21 protein-coding genes are annotated in these 21,033 nt (G+C 35.5%); 8 read left to right on the top strand and 13 right to left on the bottom strand.

The genetic code is table 11. The features are described from left to right. Nucleotides 1–58: 58 nt before the first annotated feature. Nucleotides 59–421, bottom strand: coding sequence for a hypothetical protein (locus FLAVO9AF_RS07980; RefSeq protein ID WP_159686828.1), 363 nt, complete (start codon nucleotides 419–421; stop codon nucleotides 59–61). Nucleotides 422–898: 477 nt separating this feature from the next. Here FLAVO9AF_RS07980 and ffh point away from each other — a divergent pair, with 477 nt between their 5' ends. From ffh to FLAVO9AF_RS07955, 5 genes are all read left to right on the top strand, one after another. Then, a complete protein-coding gene (ffh, locus tag FLAVO9AF_RS07975) occupies nucleotides 899–2,251 on the top strand; it encodes a signal recognition particle protein (protein ID WP_159686825.1) in 1,353 nt (450 codons plus the stop codon). A gap of 125 nt (nucleotides 2,252–2,376) precedes the next feature. Next, a complete protein-coding gene (locus FLAVO9AF_RS07970; RefSeq protein ID WP_159686821.1) occupies nucleotides 2,377–3,255 on the top strand; it encodes a bifunctional 5,10-methylenetetrahydrofolate dehydrogenase/5,10-methenyltetrahydrofolate cyclohydrolase in 879 nt (292 codons plus the stop codon). 122 nt (nucleotides 3,256–3,377) lie between these two features. Further along, complete coding sequence (locus tag FLAVO9AF_RS07965) at nucleotides 3,378–3,992, top strand: hypothetical protein (protein WP_159686818.1); 615 nt, start codon at nucleotides 3,378–3,380, stop codon at nucleotides 3,990–3,992. A 6-nt stretch (nucleotides 3,993–3,998) separates the two neighbouring features. Next, nucleotides 3,999–4,292, top strand: coding sequence for a transcriptional regulator (locus FLAVO9AF_RS07960; protein ID WP_159686814.1), 294 nt, complete (start codon nucleotides 3,999–4,001; stop codon nucleotides 4,290–4,292). A 53-nt stretch (nucleotides 4,293–4,345) separates the two neighbouring features. Continuing rightward, nucleotides 4,346–5,725: a DUF4173 domain-containing protein gene (locus FLAVO9AF_RS07955; RefSeq protein WP_159686812.1), complete on the top strand. Its 1,380-nt coding sequence runs from the start codon at nucleotides 4,346–4,348 to the stop codon at nucleotides 5,723–5,725. Between the two features lie 44 nt (nucleotides 5,726–5,769). On the opposite strand, the gene rluF is transcribed toward FLAVO9AF_RS07955, so the two are convergent. From rluF to FLAVO9AF_RS07935, 4 genes are all read right to left on the bottom strand, one after another. After that, the gene (rluF, locus tag FLAVO9AF_RS07950) at nucleotides 5,770–6,588 is read right to left on the bottom strand and encodes a 23S rRNA pseudouridine(2604) synthase RluF (RefSeq protein ID WP_159686809.1); all 819 of its coding nucleotides are present in this window, start codon (nucleotides 6,586–6,588) and stop codon (nucleotides 5,770–5,772) included. Between the two features lie 87 nt (nucleotides 6,589–6,675). Next, nucleotides 6,676–7,527, bottom strand: a complete 852-nt coding sequence (locus FLAVO9AF_RS07945) for an alpha/beta fold hydrolase (protein WP_159686806.1) — start codon at nucleotides 7,525–7,527, stop codon at nucleotides 6,676–6,678. Between the two features lie 36 nt (nucleotides 7,528–7,563). Continuing rightward, nucleotides 7,564–8,343, bottom strand: a complete 780-nt coding sequence (locus tag FLAVO9AF_RS07940; RefSeq protein WP_159686804.1) for a zinc ribbon domain-containing protein — start codon at nucleotides 8,341–8,343, stop codon at nucleotides 7,564–7,566. Nucleotides 8,344–8,346: 3 nt separating this feature from the next. Continuing rightward, nucleotides 8,347–9,462: a Nif3-like dinuclear metal center hexameric protein gene (locus FLAVO9AF_RS07935; RefSeq protein WP_159686801.1), complete on the bottom strand. Its 1,116-nt coding sequence runs from the start codon at nucleotides 9,460–9,462 to the stop codon at nucleotides 8,347–8,349. A 229-nt stretch (nucleotides 9,463–9,691) separates the two neighbouring features. On the opposite strand from FLAVO9AF_RS07935, the gene FLAVO9AF_RS07930 reads away from it, so the two are divergent. From FLAVO9AF_RS07930 to FLAVO9AF_RS07920, 3 genes are read left to right on the top strand one after another with little or no spacing between them, the layout of a single operon-like run. Next, the gene (locus FLAVO9AF_RS07930; RefSeq protein ID WP_159686798.1) at nucleotides 9,692–10,432 is read left to right on the top strand and encodes a hypothetical protein; all 741 of its coding nucleotides are present in this window, start codon (nucleotides 9,692–9,694) and stop codon (nucleotides 10,430–10,432) included. Between the two features lie 55 nt (nucleotides 10,433–10,487). Then, nucleotides 10,488–11,513, top strand: coding sequence for a tetraacyldisaccharide 4'-kinase (gene lpxK, locus FLAVO9AF_RS07925; RefSeq protein ID WP_159686795.1), 1,026 nt, complete (start codon nucleotides 10,488–10,490; stop codon nucleotides 11,511–11,513). Beyond that, nucleotides 11,485–12,297 carry a purine-nucleoside phosphorylase gene (locus tag FLAVO9AF_RS07920; RefSeq protein ID WP_159686792.1) on the top strand — a complete coding sequence of 271 codons (813 nt, stop codon included), beginning with the start codon at nucleotides 11,485–11,487 and terminating at the stop codon, nucleotides 12,295–12,297. Before lpxK ends, FLAVO9AF_RS07920 begins: the two co-directional genes overlap by 29 nt. Here the strand turns inward: FLAVO9AF_RS07920 and FLAVO9AF_RS07915 are convergent. The 8 genes from FLAVO9AF_RS07915 to murB all read right to left on the bottom strand — a co-directional run bounded on the left by FLAVO9AF_RS07915 (nucleotide 12,294) and on the right by murB (nucleotide 21,022). Next, nucleotides 12,294–14,477, bottom strand: coding sequence for an ATP-binding protein (locus FLAVO9AF_RS07915; protein WP_159686789.1), 2,184 nt, complete (start codon nucleotides 14,475–14,477; stop codon nucleotides 12,294–12,296). The two genes, FLAVO9AF_RS07920 and FLAVO9AF_RS07915, sit on opposite strands and share 4 nt — an antisense overlap. Further along, complete coding sequence (gene gap / locus FLAVO9AF_RS07910) at nucleotides 14,477–15,481, bottom strand: type I glyceraldehyde-3-phosphate dehydrogenase (protein ID WP_159686786.1); 1,005 nt, start codon at nucleotides 15,479–15,481, stop codon at nucleotides 14,477–14,479. Before gap ends, FLAVO9AF_RS07915 begins: the two co-directional genes overlap by 1 nt. 28 nt (nucleotides 15,482–15,509) lie before the next feature. Beyond that, a complete protein-coding gene (lipA, locus tag FLAVO9AF_RS07905; protein WP_159686783.1) occupies nucleotides 15,510–16,379 on the bottom strand; it encodes a lipoyl synthase in 870 nt (289 codons plus the stop codon). Between the two features lie 124 nt (nucleotides 16,380–16,503). After that, nucleotides 16,504–17,325, bottom strand: a complete 822-nt coding sequence (locus FLAVO9AF_RS07900) for an energy transducer TonB (protein WP_159686780.1) — start codon at nucleotides 17,323–17,325, stop codon at nucleotides 16,504–16,506. A gap of 198 nt (nucleotides 17,326–17,523) precedes the next feature. Beyond that, entirely contained in the window at nucleotides 17,524–18,075 is a 552-nt protein-coding gene (locus FLAVO9AF_RS07895; protein ID WP_159686777.1) for an RNA polymerase sigma factor, read from the bottom strand. Further along, a complete protein-coding gene (locus FLAVO9AF_RS07890; protein ID WP_159686774.1) occupies nucleotides 18,066–19,172 on the bottom strand; it encodes a glycosyltransferase in 1,107 nt (368 codons plus the stop codon). The genes FLAVO9AF_RS07895 and FLAVO9AF_RS07890 overlap by 10 nt, the downstream gene beginning before the upstream one ends. A gap of 73 nt (nucleotides 19,173–19,245) precedes the next feature. Continuing rightward, on the bottom strand, nucleotides 19,246–19,860 hold the full coding sequence (locus tag FLAVO9AF_RS07885; protein WP_159686771.1) for an FMN-binding negative transcriptional regulator: 615 nt from the start codon (nucleotides 19,858–19,860) through the stop codon (nucleotides 19,246–19,248). A gap of 148 nt (nucleotides 19,861–20,008) precedes the next feature. Continuing rightward, nucleotides 20,009–21,022 carry a UDP-N-acetylmuramate dehydrogenase gene (murB, locus tag FLAVO9AF_RS07880; protein ID WP_159686768.1) on the bottom strand — a complete coding sequence of 338 codons (1,014 nt, stop codon included), beginning with the start codon at nucleotides 21,020–21,022 and terminating at the stop codon, nucleotides 20,009–20,011. Nucleotides 21,023–21,033 lie beyond the last annotated feature (11 nt).

The raw sequence follows: 21,033 nt of genomic DNA, 5'->3' as shown, positions 1-21,033 counted from the left end.
ATCGACAATCCTTTTGCTTAGGATGCACAACAAAACAGCAACTTAGTGTAATAATTATTTAATTTTTTGGAGGAGGAGGAACAATATCTTGGTGACACTGACGTGGCTCTATATGGATATAATTATCAGATATTTTTCTATAATTGAAAACCAAGGGTAGCTGATAATGAAAGCTAATAGGAAATAAGGAAGTCTCGAAACTATCCTCAATTTCGTTTACAGAGTTTTGTTCGCTATCATTTGTTGTTTCAAGCGGTGAGTCTGAGTTTGTATCTTTAGATGTAGTCGATAAATAATTCAAAACAGTTTGTTTACTCTTTTTATCGCTTAATGAAATAGAGGAATACGCTCCTGTACTGGCAAGTGCAGTAGTGTCAACAAAGAGTAGTAGCGTAATAAGCCATATCAATACTGAGCGCATATGAATAAATCTTTTTTCCATTATGAGCTGCAAATATATACGAATTCCGTAATGCGTTTTGCTATTTAAGAATATCTTAGGTATTTTTTAGTAAAATCATAAGACTTGTTTTTTTACTCTTTGTGTTTTTTTGAATTTGGTTGGTTATAGCAATGATTTTGAGTGAGTTGACACTTATGTTCTAGCGTACAATACTTTTTAGGAGCGGAGGCAATAGGCTTTTTTTGTAGGCAGGTTTCCCGCTGTCCACTATATCTCCTGCCTTGTTTGGTCACAAGTCAGGAGTATGCCGTTCCCATCGGGGCTAGGAAGTTAGCATAAAGCTTTTTTGGATTCATACCAAAAAGCAAAATTGAAGAATTTGCAATTACCTTTTTTTAGTTTCCAAAAACGTCTAAAATCTCCAAAGTTTAAAGTTCAAATCTTTGTGCCTCTAAACCTTTATAGTATATTTGCATTTCAAAAAAATAGAAAATTATGTTCGATAATTTAAGCGATAAGTTAGATAAAGCGTTCCATATTCTTAAAGGTCACGGGAAAATCACCGAAGTCAATGTAGCCGATACCTTAAAAGAAGTTCGTCGTGCGTTGCTAGATGCCGATGTTAACTTTAAGATTGCTAAAGATTTTACAGCCAAAGTTAAAGAAAAAGCCATTGGTCAAGACGTATTAACGACCTTGCAACCAGGACAATTGTTGGTAAAATTGGTCAAAGACGAATTAACAGAATTAATGGGAGGTGATGTTGCTGGAATCAATTTGTCTGGTAATCCATCCGTAATTTTGATGTCAGGTTTGCAAGGTTCTGGTAAAACTACCTTCTCTGGAAAATTAGCCAATTATCTTCAAACCAAAAAAAATAAAAAAGTCCTTTTAGTTGCTTGTGATATTTATCGTCCAGCAGCGATTCAACAATTATATGTTGTTGGAGATTCTATAGCCGTTGAGGTCTATTCTGAACCAGAAAACAAAAATCCAGTTGAGATTGCACAAAATGCGATTAAACACGCCAAATCCAATGGATTCAATGTTGTAATCGTCGATACCGCAGGTCGTTTGGCTGTGGATGAAGAAATGATGAACGAAATCGAACGCGTTCACAAAGCCATTCAGCCACAAGAAACCTTGTTTGTCGTAGATTCGATGACAGGTCAAGACGCAGTAAATACAGCAAAAACCTTCAACGACCGTCTAAACTTTGATGGAGTAATCTTGACGAAATTAGATGGTGATACTCGTGGTGGAGCAGCATTGTCTATCAAGACTGTTGTAAACAAACCGATTAAGTTTGTAGGAACAGGAGAAAAAATGGACGCCATTGATGTGTTCTATCCTGTTCGTATGGCAGAACGTATCCTTGGAATGGGAGACGTTGTTTCTTTGGTGGAGCGTGCGCAAGAGCAGTTCAACGAAGAAGAAGCTAGAAAATTACAAAAGAAAATTGCTAAAAATGAGTTTGGTTTTGATGATTTCTTAACCCAAATTCAGCAAGTAAAGAAAATGGGTAATATGAAGGATTTGGTTGGAATGATACCAGGTGCTTCTAAAGCAATGAAAGATATCGAAATTGAAGACGATGCGTTCAAACATATTGAAGCCATTATCCATTCTATGACACCTGGCGAAAGAAGCAAACCAGCACTAATCGACGCCAAACGTAAGATTAGAATCGCAAAAGGTTCTGGTACAAAAGTGGAGCAAGTCAATCAATTGATGAAGCAATTCGACCAAATGAGCAAAATGATGAAAATGATGCAAGGTCCAGGCGGAAAGAATTTGATGAAAATGATGGGCGGAATGAAAGGAATGCCTGGAGGAATGCCTAGATAATACTGATAGTTTCAAGTTTCAGGTTTCAAGTAATTGATACTTAAACTTGAAACTTTTTACTTTAATAAAATAGAAGTCTCAATTACTTGAAATTTTAAACAATAAACCTGAAACCTTTTTTAGAAATGCAACTACTAGACGGAAAAAAAACATCAGAAGATATTAAGAAAGAAATTGCCATTGAAGTACAACAAATGAAAGACAATGGGGAGAAAGTGCCTCATTTGGCTGCAGTAATTGTAGGTACAGATGGTGCTAGTTTAACTTACGTTGGTAGTAAAGTGCGTTCTTGTCAGCAAATTGGTTTTGAATCTACTTTGGTGAGTTTGCCAGAAAGTATTACAGAAGCAGAGTTGTTGTTGAAAATTAAAGAATTGAATGAAGATGATGATTTAGATGGCTATATCGTGCAATTGCCATTGCCAAAACATATTGATGAACAAAAAATATTAATGGCAATTGACCCTGACAAAGATGTAGATGGTTTCCATCCAGCTAATTTCGGAAAAATGGCTTTAGATATGGATACTTTTATTCCTGCTACGCCCTTCGGAATTATGCAATTGTTAGAGCGCTATAAAGTTGATACAGTAGGGAAACATACAGTTGTAATTGGAAGAAGTCATATCGTAGGCCGTCCGATGAGTATCTTGATGAGTCGTAAAGGGAATCCAGGTGATTCAACCGTTACCTTAACCCATAGTAGAACCAAAAATATTGAGGAATTTACTAAAAATGCTGATATCATTATCACCGCATTAGGTGTTCCAAATTATTTGAAAGCCGATATGGTAAAAGATGGCGTTGTTGTAATTGACGTAGGAATAACTAGAGTAGAAGACGCTTCTCACCCAAAAGGATATGTAATCACCGGCGATGTTGATTTTGATGGGGTAAGTAAAAAATCCTCATTCATCACTCCAGTACCTGGTGGTGTTGGGCCAATGACCATTGCAATGCTGTTGCAAAATACATTATTAGCGAGAAAAATGAGAATGAAGTAATTGTTCTTTTTTTATAATTTATAGAGCCACTTTTTTAAGTGGCTTTTTTTTAAAAATCAATTAAAATAAATACGTGGTGTTTGATTTATTTTATTAACTTTGTATTTCAAAGTACTTTTATTATGACTGAAAAGCATCAAGAAGATTTAGTGCATATCCGTTCCATGATGGAGCGTTCTTCACGTTTCATTTCTTTAAGCGGTTTGTCTGGCGTTTTTGCTGGTTTGTCTGCTCTACTAGGAGGTGTATATGTGTACCAATTGTTTAAAGACAATGGTATCGAGTATTTTGAAGATAATCATCAGTTATATTCTACTAGTTTAATTACCGAATTAATCCTTACAGCATTTGTTATCTTGTTCTTTGCACTTGCTTTTGGTATTTTTTTTACAGTTAGAAAAAGTAAAAAATTAAAGTTGCCAATCTGGACTTCAGCTACCAAAAATATGCTTTTCAATTTAGCAATTCCTCTAATTGCTGGTGCTATCTTTTGTTTTGCACTTGTTTATCATCAGATGTTTATTTTGGTAGCGCCTAGTACCTTGATTTTTTATGGTTTAGCATTGTTGAATGCTGAAAAATATACTTACTCAGATATCAAATACCTTGGATTTTCAGAGGTAGTTTTAGGAAGTATTGCTTTGTTTTTTGTGGGATACGGTTTAGTATTTTGGATTCTCGGTTTCGGTATATTGCACATTTTCTATGGTTTATTATTATTCAAAAAATATAAATAACCATCAATGGGAATTATAGATAAATTAAATAAAGATTTCGAGAGTCGCGTCAGATTAGGCATTATGTCTATTTTGATGGTTAACGATTGGGTAGATTTTACCGAAATGAAATCGCTATTGGATATAACCGATGGAAATTTAGCCAGCCATTCCAGTGCTTTAGAAAAAGGGGAATATATCGAAGTTAAAAAAGAATTTGTTGGTAAGAAACCCAAAACTTCTTATCGAGTAACGAATAAAGGACGTGTTACCTTTGAACAACACCTCAAAAGTCTTGAAAAATTATTGAAAACTAAATAACTATTTTTTTGTCTAATTACTTTGAAATGCAAAGTACTTTTAAATTTTAAATTATGAAAAAACACCATTTCATTTTTGCCTCAAGCTTTGTTTTTACCTTGCTTTTTTACAATCAGTCTGTTGGTTTAAACCTTGCTATTTTTGGTTTGTTTCTGACAGCAATGATTGTTTATTTTTTTAAAAATCAGTTCGTAAACAAATCCCATTGGTGGCTAGTTTTTACTTCTGTCTTATCTTGTTTGTCGTTTGCTTGGTATGGCGATTTTGCTTCTTTTTTAGCGCTTTTTCTCTCTATTATTATGCTACAATTTAGGACACAATTGGTCGAGTTAAAATTGATTCAATTAGTTCCATTGATTGTTGTTAATGGATTTGCTTCTTTAGGTCGCCCTTTTTTGTTTGGACAATGGTTGCCTAAACGAGAATTAAAAAATGATTTTGCCAAAAAACTAATTGCCTATGTAGTGATTCCACTAGTGTTTTTGTTGTTGTTTTTTGTCGTATATTCTTTTGGTAGTGACCATTTTTCGGCACTTTTTACAGACTACACTTTAGACTTGGATATTTTTGAACTGCTTTTAATGGTCTTGATTGGGTTTTATGTTTCCTTTACTTTCTGGAATTATTGGGTTCCCGATATGTCTTATGAACTTAATGAAAAGTTAGCTAATGACTTCGTAATAGCCAAGGAGGTAAATCAACCCACTTTTTCTTTTTTGGATTTAGATTTTGAAAGAAAAAGTGGTGAAATTACTTTGTGGTTGCTTAACGTTATGCTTTTGGTTTTTATAGTCACCTACAACTACGAACAATTTTTTGAAGTATCAGCAAGTAGCTCATTGAGTAAAGCGACGCACGAAAGAGTGAATGCCGTTATTTTTTCAACAATTATGGCGGTTGGTGTTTTATTGTTTTACTTTAAAGGTGGTTTTAATTTTGATAAAAAAGCGGTTAATCTTAAACGCTTGGCCAAAATTTGGATTGTTTTAAATAGTGTGTTAATCATAAGTACGTTTATTAAGAATTCAGAATATGTTGCTTTTTTTGGTCTGACATACAAAAGGTTGGGGGTTTATGCCTTCTTGATTTTGGCTTTTATAGGTTTGGGGTATACTTTCATAAAGATTATTCGTCAAAAGACCAATGCATATATTTTTAATCAAATGGCGTGGTTTTTTTATGGAACCATTCTGGTGTGTGCTTGTATCAATTGGGGAAATGTAATTACAGTCTACAATATTTCGGTAGGGAAAGGAGTTGAGCCTGCTTTTCTATGTAGCTTGAATTTTAATGATGAAGCGAGGGAAAACTATTTTTTAGCGAACAAAATCAATGCTCCTGAGCAATATTCCTATAGACAAGGTTTTATCCATCAACAAAAACAGGAATCTTTTTTATCTAAGGTTTTGTATTATGAATTTATAAAAGACTAAGACATAAATAATAAAACCCAAGACATTTATCTTGGGTTTTCTATTTAGTATTCTCCTCTTTTCTTAAATCTAGGGTCGTCTTTTTTGATGAACTCGGCTCTTCGTTTTGGAGCTTCAGCTTTAGCTTTGGGTAAGCTGGCTTCTTCTGTTTTACTTGAAGGTTCAATTAGTGTATTGAGTTCCTTGATTTCGGCATCGGTTAAATCTCTGTAGCGTCCTACTGGAATATCCAATGAGATATTAATGATTCGGATTCGTTTCAAAGCAGTTACTTCATAGCCTAAATATTCGCACATTCTTCGTATTTGACGATTTAAGCCTTGTGTTAAAATAATTTTGAAGGTGTATTTACTGATTTGCTCTACTTTGCATTTGCGAGTTACTGTTTCCAAAATCGGAATACCGTTACCCATTCTTTGAATGAAACGGTCGGTTATGGGTTTGTTTACAGTAACTGTATATTCTTTCTCGTGGTTGTTTCTAGCACGCAAAATTTTGTTCACAATATCTCCGTCATTGGTCATAAAAATTAAGCCTTCACTGGCTTTATCCAATCGGCCAATAGGAAAAATACGCTTTGGGTAATTAATGTAATCTACGATATTGTTACGAACTTCTAGATTGGTTGTGCACTCAATGCCTACGGGTTTGTTGAAAGCCAAGTACACTAATTTTTCGTGTTTTTCAGTAATCAATTTTCCGTCTATGCGTACTTCATCTTGAGGCGAAACTTTGGTTCCCATTTCAGGAACCACACCATTAATAGTTACGCGGCCTTCTTCGATTAGTTTATCGGCTTCACGACGAGAACAATATCCTGTTTCGCCAATGAATTTATTGAGTCGTTTTAGATTTTCTTCCATAATGCAAAAATACAAAATTGAATAGCAGTTTATGATACTAATACAATTGTTTGTTTTTATAATTAAAATTGTTTGTTGGGAGGATTCTTAGCTTTCTTTTTCGAATAAAAAATCACTTACTTTATGATACAGTTGGTTGTCGTGCATACTGTGTCCCAAACCATTAGTTTCATAGAAAATGGCATCTTTCCAAGTGGAAGCAATTTTTTTAGCTTCTGCAATTTTTACCACAGGGTCTAATGTATCGTGCGCAATAAAACCTTTTGTATCCACTTTTTTAGCAAACAGTTGACTTGAGAATTGATGAATGTCTAACTTAAAATGGTTTAAATAATGATTCTCGATATTTTTAGCAATGGTAGTATTGAGTCGCAATAATTTGATAAAATTCGAAAGTATAATGGTAAAATCACTTGGAGTACCTAAAATCACCATTTTTTTTATCGCTTTGTTTTGATACATCGATTGGTAATACAAACACGTTTGGCCTCCAATGGAATGACCAATAAGGTAATCTGGATTGAATTTCTGAACTGCAAGATGAATGAATGCTGCATATTGTGGAATACTAAATTCTTTACCGCTAGAGAGACCGTGGGCGGGTGCGTCAATAGCGACAATGGTGCTACCAGACTTTTTTAGGAACGGTAATAATTTTTCCCAACGAGAAGCATTGCTTTCCCATCCGTGAACTAATAAAATTATAGTGTCATTCCCTTTCCAAGTATAGGTTTGAAAGAAAGAGTCTTCATAACTTATTTTTTCGGATTGCGCCTGTTGTAGAATCTCAGGAAGTTGTTCGTTATTTAGTTTCCCAGCTCTTGGTTCACTAAATAAACCATAAGCAATTTTGGTTGCTTTTTTTGGGAACGCAAAACTTAGTAGATTTAGACCTAAACCTAAGAATTTGATATAAAGATAAAGTGCGGTTTTTTTCATATCAAAAAAGCCTCCTAAAAAGGAGGCTTGTTAGATTTAGATTGTTGAGAACAATTGTTCCATTTTTTCTCTTTCTTCCTCAGCAAGGACACTATCAACCAAGATTCTTCCTGAGTGCTCATCGATGATGATTTTCTTTCTTGCAGCAATTTCAACTTGCGTTTGTGGTGGAATAGTGAAGAATGAACCTGCAGACGCTCCTCTTTCAATAGAAACTACCGCTAATCCGTTACGAACGCTGCTTCTGATTCTGTTGTAAGCAGACAAAAGACGTGGTTCAATATTCGCTTGATATTCCGCAGATTTTTCAGTTAAAAATTGCTCTTCTTTTTGAGTTTCAGCCATAATAGCTTCTAACTCTGATTTTTTATGTTTTAAATGAGAAGTTTTAGCTTCTAATTTTTCTCTAGAATTAGTGATAACTTCTTTTTTGTGTTCGATAGAAGCTTTCATTTCTTTGATTTGCTTTTCAGCCAATTGAATTTCTAATTCTTGAAACTCTACTTCTTTTGTCAAAGAATTGAATTCACGATTGTTACGAACCGTTTCTTGTTGTTTGGTGTATTTTTTAATCGCTTCTTTGTGCTCATCGATGGCATTTTTCTTTACTTTAATCAAGTCTTCGATAACCTCAAGATCTGCTTTTAATTTTTCGGTACGAGTGCTCAAACCTGCAACTTCGTCTTCTAAATCTTCCACCTCTAAAGGAAGCTCTCCTCTTACGTTTCTAATTTCGTCAATTCTTGAGTCAATAAGTTGTAAATCGTAGATTGCTCTTAACTTTTCTTCAACACTTAATTCTTTCGTAGTAGCCATATTCTATAAGTACTTAACTGGATTTGTATTTTCTTCTGATAAAATGATTCCGCTTGGTAGCGAGACGGGTGCAAAATTAAGGATTTTTTTTCGAAGATACTCAACAATATAATTTTTTGTATAACGTTCGCTTTCAAAATGTCCGATATCTGCTAAAAGTATTCGATTTTCTGCTTCATAAAACTGATGATATTTCAAATCTGCGGTCAAATAGGCATCGGCTCCTGCCTGAATGGCTTGTGAAATGGCAAAACTTCCTGCACCACCCAAAACGGCTACTTTTTTGATGGGACGACCCAAAAATGCCGAATGTCGAATGCCCTCTGCTTGCATTTTTTCTTTTATAAAATGCAAAAAGGAAGATTCCTCCATCGGTTCTTCTAGTTCACCGACCATTCCTAGTCCAATCTTTTGGTAATTGTTTTGCAAATCATAAATTTCGTAAGCTACTTCTTCGTAGATATGAGTAGTAAATAATGCTTTTAAAATTTTTGACTGCAAATGTTTTTCAAAAACAACTTCTATTTTAGTTTCAGTTCCTGTTGATAAAACGCCTTTTTGTCCTACCACGGGATTGCTATTTTCGTTGCCTAGATAAGTGAAAGTGCCTTCTGAATTAAAACTACAATTATCATAATTACCAATGCTTCCTGCGCCTGCTTGAAACAAAGCGTTTCGAACGGCATCTGCATTTTCTCTTATCGTGTAGGTAACTAATTTGCGAATATAGTTTTGTTTGGGAACCAATATTTTGGTGTTCGACAAGCCCAAGGCATCGCAGAAGATTTGATTTACGCCTTCAGGATGATTGTCTAAAGCGGTATGAACGGCATATATGGCAATGTCATTTTTAATTGCTTTTAGAATTGCTTTTTCAACATAATTTTTGCCTGTAATTTTTTTAATGCCCGAAAAAAGAATGGGGTGAAAGCAAACAACCAAATTGCAATTTTTATTGATGGCTTCTGTAATTACATTTTCTAAGGCGTCGTGACAAACCAAAACACCCGTAGTTTCAGCATCTTGGTCACCAACTAATAAGCCTACATTGTCGAAATCTTCGGCATAACCTAGTGGCGCCATTTCTTCAAGTAAAGCAAGGATTTGTTTTATTTTCATTCAAAAGAAATTTTGAGTATTAGATTGATTTTGTTTTCAGTTGTGAGTACTTGAAAAGCCTAACAAATATACTCTTTTTAGTTTTTTTATTGAATAATTATCAAAGGGCTATTTGTTCTCTTTTTTCGTCTAAGAATAAAATTTAAATATTCATTAACAGTAAATTAGGATAGTTTTTGAAAGACAGAATGATAATTGGGTATTTTTGTAGTCTAATTTTTATGTAATTATGAAGCAACTGGCCATTGTTTTTGGACTTTTATTTTTCTCTTTTGGAAAGGCACAAACCACTAATCTGTTGAAAGGAAAAGTGATGTGCGATACATTGGCAGTTAGCGGAATCGAAGTAATCAATTTGACTTCAGAGCAAAGTACCAAAACCGATAGTCGCGGTTTTTTCGCTATTTCCGCCAAAAGCAAAGACGTTTTAGCGTTTTATTCGAAAGAGTATGTTTTTAAAAAGGTGGTTGTTGTTCCAGAGTACTTTCAGATGAAACAATGGAAGGTTAGCCTCATTAAGTCAGCTATCGAATTGGATGAAGTAGTCGTTAAAAACACCAAATTAAATGTCCCTAAGTTTACATATGAGCAAGCGGCTGCAGCTCGAATTTCTAAAGAGGCTGCAAATCCGAAAAACCCAAATGTATATGATGGTACCATTACCAACGGTATGGATTTTATGGAAATTGGAAGAAAAATAATCAGTCTTTTCAAAAATCCAGACAACCCAAAACAAAAAAAACAGCCTGAGGAAGATTTTATAGCTTATGCTAAAGCTAGTATTGACGAGTCTTTTTATAAGCAGAAGCTTGGTCTTCAGAAAAATGAAATAGATAATTTCTTAAGCTATTGCAAAGAAGACCCTGAATCAAAAATAGTTTTTATAAACAAAGACGAATTGACATTGTTGGATTTTTTACTCAAGAAACAAAAAGCATATCTCGAGTTAATTCGTGAGAATAATAAGTAATGACTTTTTCTTAGATGATGCGTCTCAAATGCTCAATTTGTTATAATTTCGTAGTATGAAATTACTCCGAATATTACTTTTTCCTTTTGCTGTTGTATATGGCTTTATTACTACTATCCGAAATTTTCTTTTTGATATCGGATTTTTAAAATCGTATTCGTTTTCAATACCCATTATAGCTGTTGGTAATTTAAGTGTTGGCGGAACGGGCAAAACGCCTCAAATTGAATATTTGATTCGGTTGCTTTCAAACAAATATAGTGTGGCAACTTTGAGTCGTGGGTACAAGCGACAATCTAAAGGTTTTCTACTAGCGGATTCATCTGTAAATGCAGCGATTTTGGGAGATGAACCTTTTCAGTTTTTTCAAAAGTTTCCTGCTATTCAAGTAGCTGTAGACGCTGACAGGAAAAATGGTATAGAGCAATTGTTGTCTCAAAAAAAATCTCCTGAAATTATTTTGTTAGATGATGCTTATCAACACCGCAAAGTAAAAGCAGGTTTTTATATTCTATTAACGGCTTACGGAGATATTTATGCTAATGATTATATATTGCCAACAGGAAACTTAAGAGAGAGTAGAAGGGGGGGGCAAAGAGCAGCGATTGTGGTGGTAACCAAATGTCCAAAAAACCTTCCTACTTCGGAACAAATAAGGATAAAAAACCAACTCAAGTTAGCCGATAATCAGCAATTATATTTTACCTTTATTGATTATGAGGATTCGGTTTACTCAAAAGAGACCAAGCTAAAATTGGCCGATTTAGAAAATGAATCCAAATTGCTTTTGGCAGGAATTGCAAAACCAGAATCTTTTTTTGAGCATCTCAAAGCAGAGGATGATGAATGTTTGACATTTCCAGATCATCACCATTTTAGCGAAAACGAAATTACGGCTATTCAAAAGCAAGCCAAGGGTAGAAAGATTATTACCACCGAAAAAGATTATGTTAGATTGAAAGATTCCATTCTTTCTGAACAATTGTATTATTTACCAATTCGTAGTTCTTTTATCAGTAATGAAAAAGAATTCGACCAAACCATTTTAGATTATGTGGGAACAAGTTCAAGAAACCGTTAGTTTTATTCAAAATAAAATCAATTTTGCACCTGAGTATGGGGTGATTTTAGGCTCAGGCTTAGGAAGTTTTACAGAAGAAATGGAAATTGTGTACACGTTGCCGTATACCGAAATCCCAAATTTTCCAGTATCAACAGTACAAGGTCATAAAGGCGCCTTGGTATTTGGAACAATTGGTGACAAAAAGGTAGTGGCGATGCAAGGGCGCTTCCATTTTTATGAAGGCTATTCAATGAAGGAAGTGACGTTTCCTGTTCGTGTGATGAAATATTTAGGCATTACCAAATTGATTGTTTCTAATGCTTCGGGAGGAGTAAATTCTGAGTATCAAGTGGGTTCGATAGTGGTGTTGAAAGACCATATTAATTTCTTGCCAGAGCATCCTTTACGTGGGAAAAATGACGAACGTTTTGGTCCACGTTTTGTCAATATGAGTGAACCGTATAGCCGAAAAATGATTGCTCACGCTTCTTCATTGGCGGAACAATTAGCCATCAAAGTGCATATCGGAATATATTTAGGTTTGCAAGGCCCTACTTTTGAAACGTTGGCTGAATATAAAATGGTAAAAATTCTAGGCGCTGATTGTGTCGGAATGTCAACCGTACCCGAGGTTATCGTTGCTCGCCATATGGAGGTCGAGACTTTTGGTGTTTCGGTTATAACTGATATGGGGGATGCAGATAGTATTGATACCATTTCACACGACGAAGTCCTCGAGGCAGCCAAAGGTGCTGAGCCTAAAGTCAGACAATTAATTAGAGAATTGATTCTGACCTATTAATTAGCAATGTATTTTGATATGATAGTGTAAAATTCTTCTGGTATGAATGGTTTGGTAATCACATCATTCATACCGTAAGAAAGTAGTGTTTCTCTATTTTCGTCTAGTGAAATTGCTGTCAAGGCGATAATTGGTACAGTATTATCAAATTCTCGAATCTGTTTGGTGGCTTCGGTGCCATTAATTCCAGGTAAGTGCACATCCATTAAGACCAAGTCATATTCGTGGTTGTGCATCAATTTGACTGCATCTTCACCATTGTCTATAATGATGCAAACAATTCCTTTATTCTCAAGCATTTTCTTGGTAATCATTTGGTTGATTTTGTTGTCTTCTACCAATAATATTTTTTTGCTTCTGAATTGTTCTTCATCATAATTTACTACTTTTTCTGTAGCTTCCTCTAAACTTTTTGCTATTGTAAATGGTAAGCTAAATGAAAATGTAGACCCTTTTCCTTCTTCACTCACCAGCTTTATTTTTCCACCCAAGACTTTGACTAGCTTTTTTACAATGGTTAATCCTAATCCTGTTCCACCGTATTTTCTGTTGATTTCTACCGAGCCTTGAGAGAAGTTTTCAAAGACTAATTCGAGTTTATCCTGTGGGATTCCAATTCCAGTATCGATAATTTGAAAATTGATTTTGGCTTTGTCGTCTTTAATTTTAATCAAATTGGCTACAATTGTGACCGTTCCGTCGTGGGTAAATTTTAAAGCATTATTGATTAAATTCAAAAACACTTGCGAAAGTTTTGTGGGGTCGCCTATGAGATAATTCGGAATATTGTTATCAAATTCTAAGTTGAATGCATTGTTGTTGGTCAATGCAAATTTGTTCAACGAGCTTTGAATATTTTCTAATAGCTCTTTTAGGTGAAACGAGATGTTCTCTAGTTCAATTTTATTGGACTCGATTTTGTTGATTTCAAGAATTTCATTGATAAAAGTGGCTAAGTAATTTCCTGAAAATTGAAGTGATGCCAAATAATTCAACTGCGATTTTTTTGGTTTTTCCTCTAGTAACAAATGGGTGATTCCGTTGATGGCATTAAGAGGTGTTCGCAATTCGTGACTTACAGTCGAAAGGAATTCAGCTCTGGCTTTAGAAGCTTTTTCTGCATTGTTTTTTGCAATGATTAATTCTTGATTTTTTTCCTTTAAGAGCTTGTTGCTTTCATTTCTGATGATGTTGTTTTTGTACAGGGACAAACTCAAAAGTGACAAAATCGTGATTAGTGCAATAGCTAAAATATTGATTAGCTTAGAATACTTATTAGCATCTTCTGCTTGTTGTTGCTCTTTGTTCTTCTTTATGATGGCTTTGTATGCTTCATCACGCTTGAATTGTTTGAAGTTTTCTTGATTTTGCTTTGCGTTGATGATTTCGGCCAAATGCATTTTGAGTAAATGATATTCTTCCAAGTAAGAATAGGCTTGGTCAAAATTGCGCATTCCTTTGTAGCATTTGCTGAGTTGTAGCAGGATGTTTTCCTTACTTTTTAGGTTTTTGGTGGTTTTGTTCAAAGCCAAAGCTTTTTCCAAAAGGGCAAGTGCTTCTGGATATTGTTTGTTTTGTAGTGTTATAATTCCAGTATATAGATAGACTGCTTCTATATTGTTTTTTTCAGTAGCAGGGTCTGAATTTGAAAGAACTCTGTCGAAATTGACAGAAGCAATATCGTATTGATTGTTGCTGAAATATAGTTTTGCCTTTCTTAAAAGCAATAAGTTGACCTTTTTTTTGAGTGCGGGCGTAATTGGTAAATTGTCCGCTTTTGCAAATGAAAGGGATGCTTTGTTCCAATCTTTTTTTTCAATAGCACAATACCCTTCAAAATAGATGGCTTTGAATTTATTGAAATCCGCTGGGTTTTTGGTGTTCAGTTGACAGCTTTGTTCAAAATAATTCTGAGCCTCATTGTATTTTTTTAAATCAAAATACAGCTTACCAAGTACAAAGTTTCTTTCGATTTGTGCTTCGATATTTTTGGTAGTTTGGCTGTATTTTAGCGATTTATTTGCAAAATGAAGGGCTTTCTCGTAATTGTGAATTTTGAAATTGTATTGTGATAAATTATGATAAATAGAAATACTGTCGATGATTTGTGTAGAGGAAGCAGATAGCATAGTGCTACTGACCAATAATAGAATCCAAAAGTATTTTATTTGTTGTTTCATTATTTGTATTCCTGTTTTGTGTGTAAAATCAAATCAATAATTCTAGAGGAATAGCCTATTTCATTGTCATACCAGCCCACAACTTTTACCATTTTGTCTATCACAGAAGTTAGTTGACCGTCAAAAAGACAAGAGTGGGTGTTACCCAGAATATCTACAGAAACGATAGGGTCTTCAGTATAATCTAGAATTCCTTTCAGTTCCTTTTGAGAAGCATTTTTAAAAGCTTTGTTGATTTCTTCAATCGAAACGGCTCTTTTTACATTAAAAGTTATATCAGTTAGAGAGCCATCCGGAACGGGAACACGTATACCACAACCTCCAATTTTGCCTTCCAATTTAGGAAAAATTTTTGTGAGTGCTTTGGCTGCACCTGTTGTCGTGGGGACGATAGATTGACTTGCACCACGAGCTCTTCTTAAGTCTTTGTGGGGTTGGTCGTGTAGACTCTGATCGGTTGTATACGAGTGTATGGTGGTAATGTAAGCTTGCTCAATACCGCATAATTCATCAATAATTTGAATCATAGGTGCGGCATTGTTTGTGGTGCAGCTGGCATTGGATATAATGGTTTCGGTTCCGTCAAGGATGTGCTCGTTTACGCCCAAAACCACCGTTTTTATTTGTTCTACTTCGGCGGGAGCGGATAAAATCACTTTTTTGGCACCTGCTAAAATATGTGCATTGATCTCGTCGAAAGTTTTGTATTTACCCGTAGATTCGATGACATAGTCAATGTTGTGTTTTTTCCAATCCAGATTGGCTATGTTTTTTTCATTAAAAAACAAGTAATGTTTGTCGGCAATGATAAGGCCAGTAGTGTCGTGACTTACTTTTTCAGGTAAGATTCCGTGAATACTGTCGTATTTTATCAAGTGAGCCATTGTTGCTACATCGGCAATGTCGTTTATAGCGATCACTTCGATGGTAGGATGGTTGACCAAAAGGCGGAATAAATTACGTCCAATCCGTCCAAAACCATTAATTGCAATTCTTGTTTTCAATTCTGTATTTGCTATTTTGAAAATCCTTTTATAAAATATGTTTTTGTGCTTTGTAAGAAGAACGAACAAGTGGCCCGCTTTCTACGTGTCTGAAACCAAGTTCTAATGCATAGGCTTCGTATTTAGCAAATTGTTCTGGCGTGATAAATTCTTTTACAGGAAGGTGTTTTTTGCTAGGTTGTAGGTATTGACCAATGGTAACAACGTCTACTTTAGCTTCGCGTAAATCTCTAAGTGTTTGAAAGACTTCCTCTTCTTGTTCTCCAAGACCTAACATAATTCCAGATTTGGTTCTGTTGATGCCTTTTTCTTTTAAATAACGCAGTACTTCTAGGCTACGGTCGTATTTGGCTTGTATGCGCACTTCACGAGTTAGTCTTCGAACGGTTTCTACATTGTGTGAAACCACTTCTGGATTGGCTTCAACAATGCGGTCAATGTTTCTTTCTATACCTTGGAAATCTGGGATAAGTGTTTCCAGTGTGGTGTTTGGATTCATTCTACGAATCGCTTTTACGGTTTCGTTCCAAATAATAGAACCGCCATCTTTTACATCATCTCTGTCTACACTGGTGATTACAGCGTGTTTGATGTTCATTATTTTTATTGACCGTGCTACTTTTTCAGGTTCGTCCCAGTCAATGGTTTCTGGTCTTCCTGTTTTTACACCACAAAAACCACAAGAACGAGTACAAATATTTCCTAAAATCATAAATGTAGCGGTTCCTTCTCCCCAGCATTCTCCCATATTTGGGCAGCTTCCTGAGGTGCAAATGGTGTTTAAGCTGTATTTATCTACTAATCCGCGTAATTCAGTATATTTTTGTCCAATCGGCAATTTTACTTTTAACCATTTTGGTTTGCCTATTGGTAATGTGTTATCTGTTGTCGTTTCCATATCTTCATTTTTTCAGAGTCACAAAGATAGGGCAAAGTTGTATGTAAAAAAAGAAGTTAACACATCAGTTTTTGAGTGAATTTTGCATAAAAAAAGCAGAACATTTAGTTCTGCTTTTTTGAAGTTATTCTGCTTTTATGATGATGGGCAGAGTATAAGCTGTACGCATAGGTTTGCCGTTTAAAATTCCAGGATTCCATTTGGTTTTTAAAGATTTCAAAACTCGAATGGCTTCTTGTCCTAATCCGTATCCAGGGTCTTTTAACACGCGAATGTCAGTCAAGCTTCCGTCTTTTTCGATTACAAAAGCTACCGATATGCGGATGGTTTCTAATCCTTCGATATCTGGTTTTGCAAAGTTATTCCCCACATAGCTATAGAATTTTTTCATTCCTCCAGGAAATTCTGGCGATTTGTCTAGTATAGCGGTGTTAACAATGTTATTATTGGGTGCCTCTACTTCAGGAGTTGTGCCGAGTGTTGCAGTAGTCACCGTTCCAGTTGTAGCCTCACCTGTAACAGCAGTTGTTGTATTCGATTGTGAAAACTCATTGTTTTTTGGAACGTCTGGAGTGGCCACATCTGCATTTACAACTTGCGGATTGGTCATGTTTTGGGTAGTTACTACGTTTTCTACAGGATTTTTTACCGTTGGGAGTGCTGTTTTTTTAACAGGTTCTTCAGGTGTCACCGGAATGATTTCGTCTAAATCTATAGGTCGTATTTCAAATCCTGGAATTTCTGGTGCTACAATGGTATTTGGGCTTAGCTTGTTAATGACCATAGCAATGCAGACGATAGTGGTAATTAATAAAACGCCAAGAAAAAAAGCAGATACCGTGTTTTTGGTACTTTCTTGTCGTAATTGATAGGCTCCATAATTTTTGTTTTTGTCTTCAAAAACAAGATCAATCCAGCGGCTTTCGTAAATACTTAATTTTGACATGGTGTATAGTTTTAGAGGTTAAGTAACTATAGAATCATAAGCAGTATTTTTATATTTAACAACGTCAACAAGTATTTTCTTATTGTGTTAAATTACAAAAATAATTGCAAGTATTTAACTTTATTGATGTAAAATGTAATGTTATTGCTTGTTTTTGTTGAAAAAACTGAAGAATCGAAGTTTTGCTTTTTGATGAAACTAGCGTTTTTGCTGGATAATTTCTGCTAGTAACTTTTTAGCTCTCAGGAGTTTGATTTTTACATTACTAATGGGTTCGTCAATTTTAGTAGCGATTTCTTGGTAGCTTAATTCTTGAAAATAACGCAATTGAATGACTTCTTGGTAATGTGGTTTTAATTCTTTGATGAATTGTAATAAACGAGATAAATTTTGTTCCGTAATCAATTCGTCTTCTGCTGATGGGGTAGTGTCAGCAATATTTTGAGCTTGGCGGTCTTGCTCCTCGGTGATTTCTACGAAAAGATTGGATTTTTTTTTGCGCAATAAGTCGATGTGGACATTTTTTGCGATGGCAATAAGCCAAGTATTGAATTGAAATTCGCTGTTATAGGTGCTAATTTTATCGAACGCTTTTGAGAATGTTTCGATAGTGATGTCTTCTGCATCGGTTTCGTTTTCGGTTCTTTTGAGCATAAAGCCGTATACCTCATTCCAGTAGTGATCTAGTAAGAAAGTGAAGGCAATTTGGTCCCCTTTTTTAGCTTTTTCAATTTTTTTATTTATTTCCAATGTACAGGTTTTGAGAAAATATTGGTAATAAAGATATTAATTTGTGTGAATATAAGCCAAAATTCAAGAACAGGATACCAATAGATGATGTCTTTTTCTTTTAGTTTTTTAGCTCCTAATCCAAAGCTAATCCAAGTGAATAAATATCGGAAAGCAATTAAGCTTGCAACGATTATCCATTCAAATTGAAAAGCAAGTAATACAATTGCGGTTATTATGAAAAGTAATTGGGAACAATAAAAGACACCAAGTTGGAATTGGTCTCCCAATTTGTAATGTTCAGCGGTTGCTGCGTGTCGTCTTTTTTGATTGAACCACTCTTTGAATGTTTTTTTAGGTTCAGAATACGTAAAACTTTCTGGAGTGTAAGCAATGGTTGTGTTTTCTTTATTTGCTGCTTGATTGACAAATAAATCATCGTCGCCAGAACGCACTTGAATGTGGTCAATAAATCCGTTTACATCAAAAAAAACGTCTCTTTTGTAAGCTAAATTTCGTCCGACTCCCATATAAGGACGGCCTGATTTTGCCCAAGAAAAATATTGTATTGCTGTTAATACGGTTTCGTAGCGAATGATTTTGTTTAAAAAAGAATTGGCGATTTTGGTATAACCTCCATAGCCTAAAACTATCTTTTTGTCACGGTCAAAATGAGCGGACATATTGGTAATCCAGTCTTTGGTAAGCGGGAAGCAATCGGCATCGGTGAATAACAAATGCTCATATTTTGCTGCTTTAATCCCTAAGGTCAAAGCATATTTTTTATTGCCCCAAAAGGCTTCGTTGTTTTTTACTTTAACTAATCGAATGTTGGGATATTGTTGTTCAAAGGCTTCAAAAACCTCTAATGTTTCATCGCTAGAAGCGTCATCTATCAGTACTAATTCGAAGGTTGGATAGTCTTGTTGTGCAAGAATCGGAATGTATTCTTTTACGTTTTCTTCTTCATTTTTGGCACAAACGATTACCGAAATAGGAATATTTTTAGCGTTGATTGCATCAGGTTTTGTGAAGGAAAATTTACTAAAAACGCCAATATAGTATACAAATTGTATTACGATTAGTGCGATAAAAAAGTATAGTAGATATAAAAACATTGTGTTAATTAGTTTCTGATAGGATGGCTGCAAAGTTAATTATCAATTGTAAACTTTCCATACAATCGGTGATTTACTTTCTTAATTTTTTCATTTCTTCTGCAACTGCAATAGCTGAAGGAGATTGTGTTTTTGCTAACTCTTGAATTATGTTTTTGTAATTGTGGTCGTCGCGATTTTGTGACATTTTTTGTGTCGCTTCAATTTGAGTGATTTCAATTTCAAAACCAATTACGCCCTTGGCTTGTCGCATCGTAGCTTTGGATAATTCGCTAACTTTTACCGGACAGGCTGAGGCTTGTTCGTATTTGTCTACCAATTTTGTTAGAGAATCGATTACAGCTTCTCCGTGAATGATTTTTACTTTTCCGTATACGTGAACGGCTGTGTAATTCCAAGTGGGTACGTTTTCGTGGTCGTACCAAGAAGATGAAATGTAAGCGTGCGGCCCCGTAAAAATAGCTAAAACTTCGGTGTTATCTTCAAAAGCGATGCCTTGTGGATTTTCTTTGGAAAGATGACCGTGCAAAATTTCTTTACCCTCGCTATTGTAATCCAATTCCATTGGGATATGCGTGGCCCACAATTTTCCGTTGGTTTGATTGATTAATATGCCAAATGCATTTTCTTTTAGAAAGGCGCGAATGCTATCGGGATTTTCTAGTTGGTAAATATCGGGTGTGTACATTTTTTGAGATTTTTGGATGTTTACAAAAAAGCCTTTTGTGGCTCTTTAGCCCCGATTGAAGCGGAAATCCTTTTGTGCCGGGGTTCGGCACAAAAGATTATAGCGAAAAGCGGGAACCTTGTTTCCTGAATAGCCTATTGTTTTGCTCCTAAATGATATTCACTTCGGCCTCGATGTGTATGCCAAAAGTGTTGAAAATAGTTTCTTGAATGTTTTTGGAGACCGCCACGATTTCTTGCCCCGTTGCGTTGCCATAATTGACAAGAACCAGCGCTTGATTTTTGTGAATTCCGGCGTCGCCAAAGCGTTTGCCTTTGAAGCCCGCTTGCTCGATTAGCCAGCCAGCAGGTACTTTGATCTCGGTAGGAGAGACCTCGAAAAAGCGCATTTCGGGAAATTTTTTATGAATGCTTTCGAAATCGGCTTTCGGAAGGATTGGGTTTTTGAAGAAGCTACCGCTATTGCCAAGCTCTTTTGGGTCTGGTAATTTGCTTTGTCGGATGGCAATTACGGCGTTGCTCACGTCTTTTAGCGTGGGTTGTGTAATGCCGTTTTTGGCTAATTCTCCAGTAATATCGCCGTAAGAGGTGTTGATGTGGTGATTTCTCTTGGTTAATTTGAAAATCACGCTAGTAATTACGAATTGACCTTTTACTTCGTTTTTGAAAATGCTTTCGCGGTATCCAAAATGGCAATCGGCATTGGTAAAACTTTTGATTTCTTGAGTGGCTATGTGCATAGCGTGGCACGAAACAAAAGTATCCTTGATTTCAGTGCCATAAGCGCCAATGTTTTGAACCGGAGTAGTGCCCACATTGCCCGGAATAAGCGACATATTTTCTAATCCACCAAAATCTTGCTCGATGGTCCAAAGTACAAACTCGTGCCAGTTTTCGCCAGCTTGGGCTTCCACCCAAACAAAATCGTCATTGGCATCGATTATCTTTTTTCCTTTCAAATCGATGTGGATGACTAAGGCGTCAACGTCTTGGGTCAATAGCATATTGCTGCCTCCACCCAAAATGAATTTTTTTTCGTTGGGATGCTGTGCTAACACCTGTTGCAGTTCTTCGGTAGAGTGAACGGCAACGAATTGTTTGGCTTTGGCTTCAATGCCAAAGGTGTTGTAATTTTTTAATGAAAAATTTTTGAGGATTTCCATAGGGAGTAGTA

This window comes from Flavobacterium sp. 9R (genome assembly GCF_902506345.1).
Taxonomy (GTDB): Bacteria; Bacteroidota; Bacteroidia; order Flavobacteriales; family Flavobacteriaceae; genus Flavobacterium.
This window is presented reverse-complemented; position numbering and strand designations above follow the sequence as displayed.

Excerpts from the sequence above, each read along its gene's own strand:
- lipA (WP_159686783.1), bottom strand. The coding sequence starts at position 16,379 with ATGGAAACGACAACAGATAACACATTACCAATAGGCAAACCAAAATGG.
- lpxK (WP_159686795.1), top strand. The coding sequence starts at position 10,488 with ATGAAATTACTCCGAATATTACTTTTTCCTTTTGCTGTTGTATATGGC.
- FLAVO9AF_RS07890 (WP_159686774.1), bottom strand. The coding sequence starts at position 19,172 with ATGTTTTTATATCTACTATACTTTTTTATCGCACTAATCGTAATACAA.
- FLAVO9AF_RS07915 (WP_159686789.1), bottom strand. The coding sequence starts at position 14,477 with ATGAAACAACAAATAAAATACTTTTGGATTCTATTATTGGTCAGTAGC.
- FLAVO9AF_RS07955 (WP_159686812.1), top strand. The coding sequence starts at position 4,346 with ATGAAAAAACACCATTTCATTTTTGCCTCAAGCTTTGTTTTTACCTTG.
- FLAVO9AF_RS07960 (WP_159686814.1), top strand. The coding sequence starts at position 3,999 with ATGGGAATTATAGATAAATTAAATAAAGATTTCGAGAGTCGCGTCAGA.
- FLAVO9AF_RS07920 (WP_159686792.1), top strand. The coding sequence starts at position 11,485 with ATGTGGGAACAAGTTCAAGAAACCGTTAGTTTTATTCAAAATAAAATC.
- rluF (WP_159686809.1), bottom strand. The coding sequence starts at position 6,588 with ATGGAAGAAAATCTAAAACGACTCAATAAATTCATTGGCGAAACAGGA.
- FLAVO9AF_RS07945 (WP_159686806.1), bottom strand. The coding sequence starts at position 7,527 with ATGAAAAAAACCGCACTTTATCTTTATATCAAATTCTTAGGTTTAGGT.
- FLAVO9AF_RS07900 (WP_159686780.1), bottom strand. The coding sequence starts at position 17,325 with ATGTCAAAATTAAGTATTTACGAAAGCCGCTGGATTGATCTTGTTTTT.
- FLAVO9AF_RS07930 (WP_159686798.1), top strand. The coding sequence starts at position 9,692 with ATGAAGCAACTGGCCATTGTTTTTGGACTTTTATTTTTCTCTTTTGGA.
- FLAVO9AF_RS07885 (WP_159686771.1), bottom strand. The coding sequence starts at position 19,860 with ATGTACACACCCGATATTTACCAACTAGAAAATCCCGATAGCATTCGC.
- FLAVO9AF_RS07965 (WP_159686818.1), top strand. The coding sequence starts at position 3,378 with ATGACTGAAAAGCATCAAGAAGATTTAGTGCATATCCGTTCCATGATG.
- FLAVO9AF_RS07970 (WP_159686821.1), top strand. The coding sequence starts at position 2,377 with ATGCAACTACTAGACGGAAAAAAAACATCAGAAGATATTAAGAAAGAA.
- FLAVO9AF_RS07940 (WP_159686804.1), bottom strand. The coding sequence starts at position 8,343 with ATGGCTACTACGAAAGAATTAAGTGTTGAAGAAAAGTTAAGAGCAATC.
- FLAVO9AF_RS07980 (WP_159686828.1), bottom strand. The coding sequence starts at position 421 with ATGCGCTCAGTATTGATATGGCTTATTACGCTACTACTCTTTGTTGAC.
- murB (WP_159686768.1), bottom strand. The coding sequence starts at position 21,022 with ATGGAAATCCTCAAAAATTTTTCATTAAAAAATTACAACACCTTTGGC.
- FLAVO9AF_RS07935 (WP_159686801.1), bottom strand. The coding sequence starts at position 9,462 with ATGAAAATAAAACAAATCCTTGCTTTACTTGAAGAAATGGCGCCACTA.
- ffh (WP_159686825.1), top strand. The coding sequence starts at position 899 with ATGTTCGATAATTTAAGCGATAAGTTAGATAAAGCGTTCCATATTCTT.